This window comes from Microbacterium sp. NPDC064584, from assembly GCF_040687315.1.
GTDB classification, from domain to species: Bacteria; Actinomycetota; Actinomycetes; order Actinomycetales; family Microbacteriaceae; genus Microbacterium; species Microbacterium lacus.
On record NZ_JBFBMZ010000005.1, the window covers coordinates 70,127 to 79,753 of the forward strand.

The following is a 9,627-nucleotide window of genomic DNA, read 5'->3' on the forward strand; positions in this document are numbered from 1 at the left end:
TCAGGCTCGGATCGGGCGGACAGACGGCGCTGATAGCCTCGAACGCGTGTCTTCCGCTCTGAACCCGAGCGCGCCCGCCATCGATCCGTCGTTCGAGAACGTCTGGGACGAGCTGGTCTGGCGCGGTCTCGTCCACGTCTCGACCGACCAGGCAGCACTGCGCGAACTCCTCGCCGGACCGCCGATCGTCTACTACTGCGGATTCGACCCCACCGCACCGAGCCTGCACCTCGGGAACCTCGTCCAGCTGCTCACGATGCGCCGCATCCAGCTCGCCGGCCACCGACCCCTCGGCCTCGTGGGCGGATCGACCGGACTCGTGGGGGACCCGCGGCCGTCCGCGGAGCGGACGCTGAACACCAAGGAGACCGTCGCGGAGTGGGTCGGCTACCTCCGCACTCAGATCGAGCGCTTCCTGAGCTTCGACGGCGACAACGGCGCCCGCATCGTCAACAATCTCGACTGGACCGCTCCGCTCAGTGCGATCGACTTCCTGCGTGATATCGGCAAGCACTACCGCGTGGGCACGATGCTCAAGAAGGATGCCGTCAGCGCGCGCCTGAACTCGGATGAGGGCATCAGCTACACCGAGTTCAGCTATCAGATCCTGCAGGGCCTGGACTACCGGGAGCTCTACCTGCAGTACGGCTGCGTCCTGCAGACCGGGGGCAGCGACCAGTGGGGCAATCTCACCAGCGGTGTCGACCTGATCCATCGCGCCGAAGGCACGAGCGTCCACGCGATCGGCACTCCGCTGATCACCAACAGCGACGGCCGCAAGTTCGGCAAGAGCGAGGGCAACGCGATCTGGCTGGATCCCGTGCTGACCAGCCCGTACGCGATGTACCAGTTCTGGCTCAACACCGACGATGCGGACGTCGCCGATCGCCTGAAGGTCTTCACGTTCCTCACACGCGCCGAGATCGAGGAGGTCGCGGCCGCACACGCCGCCGAGCCGTTCCGGCGCATCGGTCAGAAGCGCGTGGCGCTCGAGGTGACCGCTCTCGTGCACGGCGAAGCCGCTGCCGCCGCCGCGATCGCCGCCTCTGAGGCCCTCTTCGGCCAGGGAGATCTCCGTTCGTTGGATGCCGCGGCCTTGGCCAGCGCACTGCGCGAGCTCCCGCACGCGAAGCTGCCCGCGGGCACACCGATCGCGACCGCCCTGGTGGAGACCGGTCTGGTGGCCAGCCTGAGCGAAGCCAGGCGCGCGATCGCGCAGGGGGGAGTCTCGATCGACGGCGTCAAGGTCGACGATGACACCGCGACCGTGGACGGATCGCTCCCGGGGGGCGTGTCGGTGCTCCGGCGCGGGAAGAAGACGCTCGCGGGCGTCTTCGCCGGCGACTGACCACCTGCGGATGCCCTTCACGCCCAGCCATGCCGTCGTCGCGCTGCCGTTCGTGCGGACACCGCTCGTTCCGGCGGCGGTCGCGATCGGCGCGATGACGCCGGACGCCCCGCTGTTCGTGCGCGCGCTCCCGCTGTCCTACGGCATCACGCACGACCCGGCGTGGCTTCCCGCGACGCTGCTCCTCGCGCTCGTCCTCCTGCTGATCTGGCGGTGCGTCCTGAGACCGGCGGTGCGCGAACTCGCGCCGGGTCCGCTCGCGCGTCGACTGCCGGGGGAGTGGGACGCGGGAGCCGGCCCGGCGCTGCGTGAGACCTTCGACGCGGCCGGGTCGCGGTGGCGCGGCATCCTGCTCCTCGTGGCCTCTCTCGCGATCGGCGTGCTCAGCCACATCGCGTGGGACGTGTTCACCCACGAGGGCCGGTGGGGCGTGCTTCTGGTGCCCGCTCTCGACGAGCAATGGGGTCCGCTCACCGGATACAAGTGGCTCCAGCACGGGTCTTCCGCGGGCGGTCTGCTCATCCTCGGGGTGTGGGCCGTGTTCTGGCTGCGCCGTCGCCCGGCGACCGTCGAACCTGAGGCCGTCCTCCCGGCAGCCGTGCGCATCGGCTGGCTCGCCGGCCTTCCGGTGATCCTCGGCGCGGCATGGTTGATCGGGCTCGCCGTCTACGGACCGATCACCGCCGAATGGACGCTCGCGCACCTGGCCTACCGGGTGCTTCCGCCGGCGTGCGCGGTGTGGGGCGCGGCGACGGTCGTGCTCGCGGTCGCCGTGCAGGTCCTGCGGTCGCGGCAGGATCGTCGCACGCGAGTCAGCTAGACCACTCGGGCGCGTCCCGCCCCCAGCGGCGCGGCGACGCGAAGCGCTCGGGTCCACCCGGATACGACACAGCGGGGCCGACCGTGGTCACCGACATCCCGTCGAGGTCGAACCGCTGCAGGTGCGGCGCAGGATCGGGCGCCGAAACCTCGGGCGGGACGGGCTCGCGCGGCATCCCGAGCAGCTCGGCGGCGACCCGCCGAAGAGAGACCTCGACGATCCACCCGCCGCCCTCGGTGCGACGCCGACGCAACGCCGTCAGGATGCCGGCGGCGAGCAGGTACGCCGCGCTGTGGTCCAGTGCCTGCGCGGGCAGCGCACCGGGAGTGTCGCCGTCCGCCGACTCGATCCAGGCGATCCCGCTCGCCGCCTGGACGAGGCTGTCGAATCCACGGCGATCCGCCGCTCGATCGTCCACGCCCGATTCATCGGTGCCCCACGCGGTCAGGCGCGCCACGACAAGACCGGGATGACGTGCGACGAGAGCCGGCGGATCCCACCCGAGACGCTCGAGCGAGCGCGCACGGTACCCCGTGACGACGACGTCCGCAGAGGCGAGAAGACGCTCGAGCGTCCCGCGGCCCGATGTCGATCGCATGTCCAGCAGCGCGGATCGCTTGCCGTGGCCGGTGTCGAGGTGGACCCACTCCGTTTCAGGAAGGAAGGGCGGGTCGATCCGCAGCACGTCGGCCCCGAGGAGGGCGAGGGTACGCGTGGCGATCGGCCCCGCGATCACGCGCGTGAGGTCGAGCACGCGGATGCCGCGCAGGGGCGCCCCTACCGGGGCGGGCGGCGCCGGCAGACGCGGCGAGTCGGTCACGCGCCGCAAGGACACGAGTGGGGCCCGGCGACGGATCTCGTCCGAATGCGGATCCTCCGCGCGGACGGCGACGCACAGCCCGCCGGCGACATCGGCTGCGCTCTCCGCGACATCGGTGGCGAGTTCCCCGAGTGCGTCCGCGAGTTCGGCGCGCCCCGCGGTCGCGGGCAGACCGAATGCTCGGCGGAGCGCCTCGGCGTGATGCGCGTAATTCGCGTGCGTGCGCACCCACCCGTCGCGCGTGCGGAAGAAGCCGGACATCTCCGCCCACACCGAGACGGCCCTGTCGTCGATACGCACGTGGCGCTCGCTCGTGAAAGCGAGCGCGATCCGCGCTGGGTCCGGAGAAGCGACCGTCGCGCCGACGAGATCGCCTGCCGCACGGGCTGCCGCCGTCACACTCGCCCAGGCGAGGGCGTCGACGCGCGTGCGGGCCGGGAGGGGAACGACATGCGCGGGTGGCGGATCGGACGGGCCGGCGTCCGCGCCGAGTTCGCGACGCACTCGAGCGAACATGTCCTGCGCCGAGTGGGACGGAGTCGGCTGGGGCGGAGCGGGAGTCATGACGGCAGGCTACGCCCGCGGGATTCCGCGCGACACGCCCGGGATACGGGCTGGATTTGCCACACGTGCGGGGGCCACGTAACTTGTTACTTGTTCGCCCCACAGGGAAGCGGAGAGGCCGAGAAGCCTTACCCCCCTCAAGCGGAGAACCACCCCCCATCACAGAGAGACTCATTGAGTCTCTTCACCTCCGGGTCTATGATGAGGGATCCCACTCCTCGAAGCTGCGAAGAGTGCTGCGTGCCGACGCCGAAAGGTCCGGAACGAAGCCGATTTGACACGCTGACGGAGAGGGATAAGATAGAGAAGTTGCCCAGCGGGCCGGCTCACACGCCGAGACGCAGGGCCGCCGATCTAGCTTCGTGAGATGTCGTCACTGACAGCTGCTTCCGACTTCGGAACATGCCGATTTGACAGACGAACTGCGAAGTGTAAGATAGAGAAGTTGCCCTGCCGGGCCAGCCGAGAGGTTGGAAGCAGGAGCATCCGATCCTTGAGAACTCAACAGCGTGCACTTGTCAAATGCCAAAAAACCTCGCGGTCAGCTCGTCTGGCCGATGAGATTCTTTTGAGATTAAACGAGATGTCAGCAATGACATCCGATCGTCAGATCAAACTCGCTCGGTGCGACCCATTCCGGTCTCATCGCAGCAAAATTCTTTTACGGAGAGTTTGATCCTGGCTCAGGATGAACGCTGGCGGCGTGCTTAACACATGCAAGTCGAACGGTGAAAGAGAGCTTGCTCTCTGGATCAGTGGCGAACGGGTGAGTAACACGTGAGCAATCTGCCCCTGACTCTGGGATAAGCGCTGGAAACGGCGTCTAATACCGGATACGAGCTGCGAAGGCATCTTCAGCAGCTGGAAAGAACTTCGGTCAGGGATGAGCTCGCGGCCTATCAGCTAGTTGGTGAGGTAATGGCTCACCAAGGCGTCGACGGGTAGCCGGCCTGAGAGGGTGACCGGCCACACTGGGACTGAGACACGGCCCAGACTCCTACGGGAGGCAGCAGTGGGGAATATTGCACAATGGGCGCAAGCCTGATGCAGCAACGCCGCGTGAGGGACGACGGCCTTCGGGTTGTAAACCTCTTTTAGCAGGGAAGAAGCGGAAGTGACGGTACCTGCAGAAAAAGCACCGGCTAACTACGTGCCAGCAGCCGCGGTAATACGTAGGGTGCAAGCGTTATCCGGAATTATTGGGCGTAAAGAGCTCGTAGGCGGTTTGTCGCGTCTGCTGTGAAAACTGGGGGCTCAACCCCCAGCCTGCAGTGGGTACGGGCAGACTAGAGTGCGGTAGGGGAGATTGGAATTCCTGGTGTAGCGGTGGAATGCGCAGATATCAGGAGGAACACCGATGGCGAAGGCAGATCTCTGGGCCGTAACTGACGCTGAGGAGCGAAAGGGTGGGGAGCAAACAGGCTTAGATACCCTGGTAGTCCACCCCGTAAACGTTGGGAACTAGTTGTGGGGTCCATTCCACGGATTCCGTGACGCAGCTAACGCATTAAGTTCCCCGCCTGGGGAGTACGGCCGCAAGGCTAAAACTCAAAGGAATTGACGGGGACCCGCACAAGCGGCGGAGCATGCGGATTAATTCGATGCAACGCGAAGAACCTTACCAAGGCTTGACATATACGAGAACGGGCCAGAAATGGTCAACTCTTTGGACACTCGTAAACAGGTGGTGCATGGTTGTCGTCAGCTCGTGTCGTGAGATGTTGGGTTAAGTCCCGCAACGAGCGCAACCCTCGTTCTATGTTGCCAGCACGTAATGGTGGGAACTCATGGGATACTGCCGGGGTCAACTCGGAGGAAGGTGGGGATGACGTCAAATCATCATGCCCCTTATGTCTTGGGCTTCACGCATGCTACAATGGCCGGTACAAAGGGCTGCAATACCGTAAGGTGGAGCGAATCCCAAAAAGCCGGTCCCAGTTCGGATTGAGGTCTGCAACTCGACCTCATGAAGTCGGAGTCGCTAGTAATCGCAGATCAGCAACGCTGCGGTGAATACGTTCCCGGGTCTTGTACACACCGCCCGTCAAGTCATGAAAGTCGGTAACACCTGAAGCCGGTGGCCCAACCCTTGTGGAGGGAGCCGTCGAAGGTGGGATCGGTAATTAGGACTAAGTCGTAACAAGGTAGCCGTACCGGAAGGTGCGGCTGGATCACCTCCTTTCTAAGGAGCATCTGGCACTCCTCGGAGTGTCCAGGCGCCGGATCTGAGCGAATGTCTCAGCCGGTAGCTCATGGGTGGAACATTTGACACGGTGCGGAGGACGAAGTTCCTCACTCAGTACGCTGCTTGCAGCTGGAAAGGTGAGATTCATCAGAGACCGCACATGCACGCTGTTGGGTCCTGAGGGACCGGATGCGCTTCGGCGCAACCCATCCTCAGGACCTTTTCTGATGCCGGCAGTGCCGGCAGCGGGGAAGGTACCGCCCGTACTTTGAGAACTACACAGTGGACGCGAGCATCTTCGAGACGACTTCGGTCGTCTCGTAATAGATGATCTTAAAGATCATTAGTCAATTTCATGTCGGACTTTCGAGTCCGATGTCGATTCTGATAAAACTCATGTGATTTCAAGTCTTTAAGAGCAAACGGTGGATGCCTTGGCATCTGGAGCCGAAGAAGGACGTAGCAATCTGCGATAAGCCTCGGGGAGTGGATAAGCACACTTTGATCCGAGGGTGTCCGAATGGGGAAACCCCGCTGGGCGGCGTGCCGACCCAGTGACTCCCGCCTGAATATATAGGGCGGGTAGAGGGAACGTGGGGAAGTGAAACATCTCAGTACCCACAGGAAGAGAAAGCAACCGCGATTCCGTTAGTAGTGGCGAGCGAAACCGGAACAGGCTAAACCGAGTACGTGTGATATCCGGCAGGAGTTGCGTATTCGGGGTTGTGGGACTTTTCAGGCTGCTCTGCCGAGCAGCCGGCGTTACAAGAAGGTATAGACGAACTGGATTGAAAGCCAGGTCATAGAGGGTGCGAACCCCGTAGTCGAAATGCCTCCCTTGGCGCGAAGAGTATCCCAAGTAGCACGGGGCCCGAGAAATCCCGTGTGAATCTGTCAGGACCACCTGATAAGCCTAAATACTCCCAGATGACCGATAGCGGACAAGTACCGTGAGGGAAAGGTGAAAAGTACCCCGGGAGGGGAGTGAAATAGTACCTGAAACCGTTTGCTTACAAACCGTTGGAGCCTCCTTAGTAGGGGTGACAGCGTGCCTTTTGAAGAATGAGCCTGCGAGTTAGCGATATGTGGCGAGGTTAACCCGAGTGGGGTAGCCGTAGCGAAAGCGAGTCTGAATAGGGCGATTCAGTCGCATGTCCTAGACCCGAAGCGAAGTGATCTATCCATGGCCAGGTTGAAGCGACGGTAAGACGTCGTGGAGGACCGAACCCACTTAGGTTGAAAACTGAGGGGATGAGCTGTGGATAGGGGTGAAAGGCCAATCAAACTTCGTGATAGCTGGTTCTCTCCGAAATGCATTTAGGTGCAGCGTTGCGTGTTTCTTGCCGGAGGTAGAGCTACTGGATGGCCGATGGGCCCTACAAGGTTACTGACGTCAGCCAAACTCCGAATGCCGGTAAGTGAGAGCGCAGCAGTGAGACTGTGGGGGATAAGCTTCATAGTCGAGAGGGAAACAACCCAGACCACCAACTAAGGTCCCAAAGCGCGTGCTAAGTGGGAAAGGATGTGGAGTTGCCTTGACAACCAGGAGGTTGGCTTAGAAGCAGCCACCCTTGAAAGAGTGCGTAATAGCTCACTGGTCAAGTGATTCCGCGCCGACAATGTAACGGGGCTCAAGCACGCCACCGAAGTTGTGGCATTGACATTATTGGTAGGCCTTCGTGGTCCAGCCGTGTTGATGGGTAGGAGAGCGTCGTGTGGCCAGCGAAGCGGCGGTGTGAACCAGCCGTGGAGGCTACACGAGTGAGAATGCAGGCATGAGTAGCGAAAGACGTGTGAGAAACACGTCCTCCGAAAGACCAAGGGTTCCAGGGTCAAGCTAATCTTCCCTGGGTAAGTCGGGACCTAAGGCGAGGCCGACAGGCGTAGTCGATGGACAACGGGTTGATATTCCCGTACCGGCGAAGAACCGCCCAAACCAATCCAGTAATGCTAAGTGTCTGAATCCCAATGACCGATCCCTTCGGGGTGACGCTTCGGGCCTAGCACACGACCCTATGCTGAGGCGGTTAGCGTATTAACAGGTGTGACGCAGGAAGGTAGCCCAAGCCAGGCGATGGTTGTCCTGGTGCAAGTGCGTAGGCCGAGTGATAGGCAAATCCGTCACTCATACAGGCTGAGACACGATGCGGATAAAAAGTGGGTGATCCTATGCTGCCAAGAAAAGCATCGACGCGAGGTTCTAGCTGCCCGTACCCCAAACCGACTCAGGTGGTCAGGTAGAGAATACCAAGGAGATCGAGAGAATCGTGGTTAAGGAACTCGGCAAAATGCCCCCGTAACTTCGGGAGAAGGGGGGCCTTCGACGTATTAGGACTTGCTCCGAAAGCGTTTGGAGGCCGCAGAGACTAGTGGGTAGCGACTGTTTACTAAAAACACAGGTCCGTGCCAAGTCGCAAGACGATGTATACGGACTGACGCCTGCCCGGTGCTGGAAGGTTAAGAGGACCGGTTAGCCGCAAGGCGAAGCTGAGAATTTAAGCCCCAGTAAACGGCGGTGGTAACTATAACCATCCTAAGGTAGCGAAATTCCTTGTCGGGTAAGTTCCGACCTGCACGAATGGCGTAACGACTTCCCAACTGTCTCAACCGCGAACTCGGCGAAATTGCATTACGAGTAAAGATGCTCGTTACGCGCAGCAGGACGGAAAGACCCCGTGACCTTTACTATAGTTTGGTATTGGTGTTCGGTGTGGCTTGTGTAGGATAGGTGGGAGACTTTGAAGCATGGACGCCAGTTCATGTGGAGTCATTGTTGAAATACCACTCTGGTCACTCTGGATATCTAACTTAGAACCGTAATCCGGTTCAGGGACAGTGCCTGATGGGTAGTTTAACTGGGGCGGTTGCCTCCCAAAAAGTAACGGAGGCGCCCAAAGGTTCCCTCAACCTGGTTGGCAATCAGGTGGCGAGTGTAAGTGCACAAGGGAGCTTGACTGTGAGACTGACAGGTCGAGCAGGGACGAAAGTCGGGACTAGTGATCCGGCAGTGGCTTGTGGAAGCGCTGTCGCTCAACGGATAAAAGGTACCTCGGGGATAACAGGCTGATCTTGCCCAAGAGTCCATATCGACGGCATGGTTTGGCACCTCGATGTCGGCTCGTCGCATCCTGGGGCTGGAGTAGGTCCCAAGGGTTGGGCTGTTCGCCCATTAAAGCGGTACGCGAGCTGGGTTTAGAACGTCGTGAGACAGTTCGGTCCCTATCCGCTGCGCGCGCAGGAAATTTGAGAGGATCTGACCCTAGTACGAGAGGACCGGGTTGGACGAACCTCTGGTGTGTCAGTTGTTCCGCCAGGAGCACCGCTGATTAGCTACGTTCGGGATGGATAACCGCTGAAAGCATCTAAGCGGGAAGCCGGCCTCAAGATGAGATTTCCATGCCTTCGGGCGAGAGGCTCCCAGCCAGATTACTGGGTTGATAGGCCAGATGTGTAAGCGTGGCAACACGTGTAGCTGACTGGTACTAATAAGCCGATGACTTGATAACACACCGTTTTTGGTGCTTGCGTCCACTGAGTGGTTCTCGATGTACGGTCGAGAACCGCATGACAATGACTTTGTTATGCAGACTTGAAACATCAATAGTGTTTCGGCGGCCATAGCGTGAGGGAAACGCCCGGTTACATTCCGAACCCGGAAGCTAAGCCTCACAGCGCCGATGGTACTGCAGGGGGGACCCTGTGGGAGAGTAGGACACCGCCGGACTTCTTTCGTGAAAGGGCCACCCATCGTTGGGTGGCCCTTTCTCGTTAACACGCCGATTTCGTGAGGATCACACCATGGCAGACGACGATCCGACACCGCGCCGTGCCCACGCCGGCGAGAAGAAGCCGTACGCGAAGCGGGACGGCGAGAAGAAGCCGTACGCGAA

Annotated in this window: 3 protein-coding genes and 3 rRNA genes; 5 read left to right on the forward strand and 1 reads right to left on the reverse strand. The window is 61.3% G+C overall.

Going from position 1 to position 9,627, the window contains the following annotated elements:
• Positions 1 to 46: 46 nt before the first annotated feature.
• Both tyrS and AB0P18_RS09145 read left to right on the forward strand, forming a co-directional pair.
• Complete coding sequence (gene tyrS, locus AB0P18_RS09140) at positions 47 to 1,348, forward strand: tyrosine--tRNA ligase (RefSeq protein WP_363359762.1); 1,302 nt, start codon at positions 47 to 49, stop codon at positions 1,346 to 1,348.
• Positions 1,349 to 1,358: 10 nt separating this feature from the next.
• Complete coding sequence (locus AB0P18_RS09145) at positions 1,359 to 2,168, forward strand: DUF4184 family protein (protein WP_363359763.1); 810 nt, start codon at positions 1,359 to 1,361, stop codon at positions 2,166 to 2,168.
• Here AB0P18_RS09145 and AB0P18_RS09150 read toward each other — a convergent pair.
• Positions 2,161 to 3,552, reverse strand: coding sequence for a CoA transferase (locus AB0P18_RS09150; protein ID WP_363359764.1), 1,392 nt, complete (start codon positions 3,550 to 3,552; stop codon positions 2,161 to 2,163). The genes AB0P18_RS09145 and AB0P18_RS09150 overlap by 8 nt on opposite strands.
• Before the next feature lie 660 nt (positions 3,553 to 4,212).
• Here AB0P18_RS09150 and AB0P18_RS09155 point away from each other — a divergent pair.
• The 3 genes from AB0P18_RS09155 (at position 4,213) to rrf (ending at position 9,461) form a co-directional block, all read left to right on the forward strand.
• A 16S ribosomal RNA gene (locus tag AB0P18_RS09155) occupies positions 4,213 to 5,734 on the forward strand.
• 405 nt (positions 5,735 to 6,139) lie between these two features.
• A 23S ribosomal RNA gene (locus tag AB0P18_RS09160) occupies positions 6,140 to 9,243 on the forward strand.
• A 101-nt stretch (positions 9,244 to 9,344) separates the two neighbouring features.
• Positions 9,345 to 9,461: ribosomal RNA gene (rrf, locus tag AB0P18_RS09165) — 5S ribosomal RNA — on the forward strand.
• The 16S, 23S and 5S rRNA genes sit together here, the layout of an rRNA operon.
• The last annotated feature ends 166 nt before the right edge of the window (positions 9,462 to 9,627 follow it).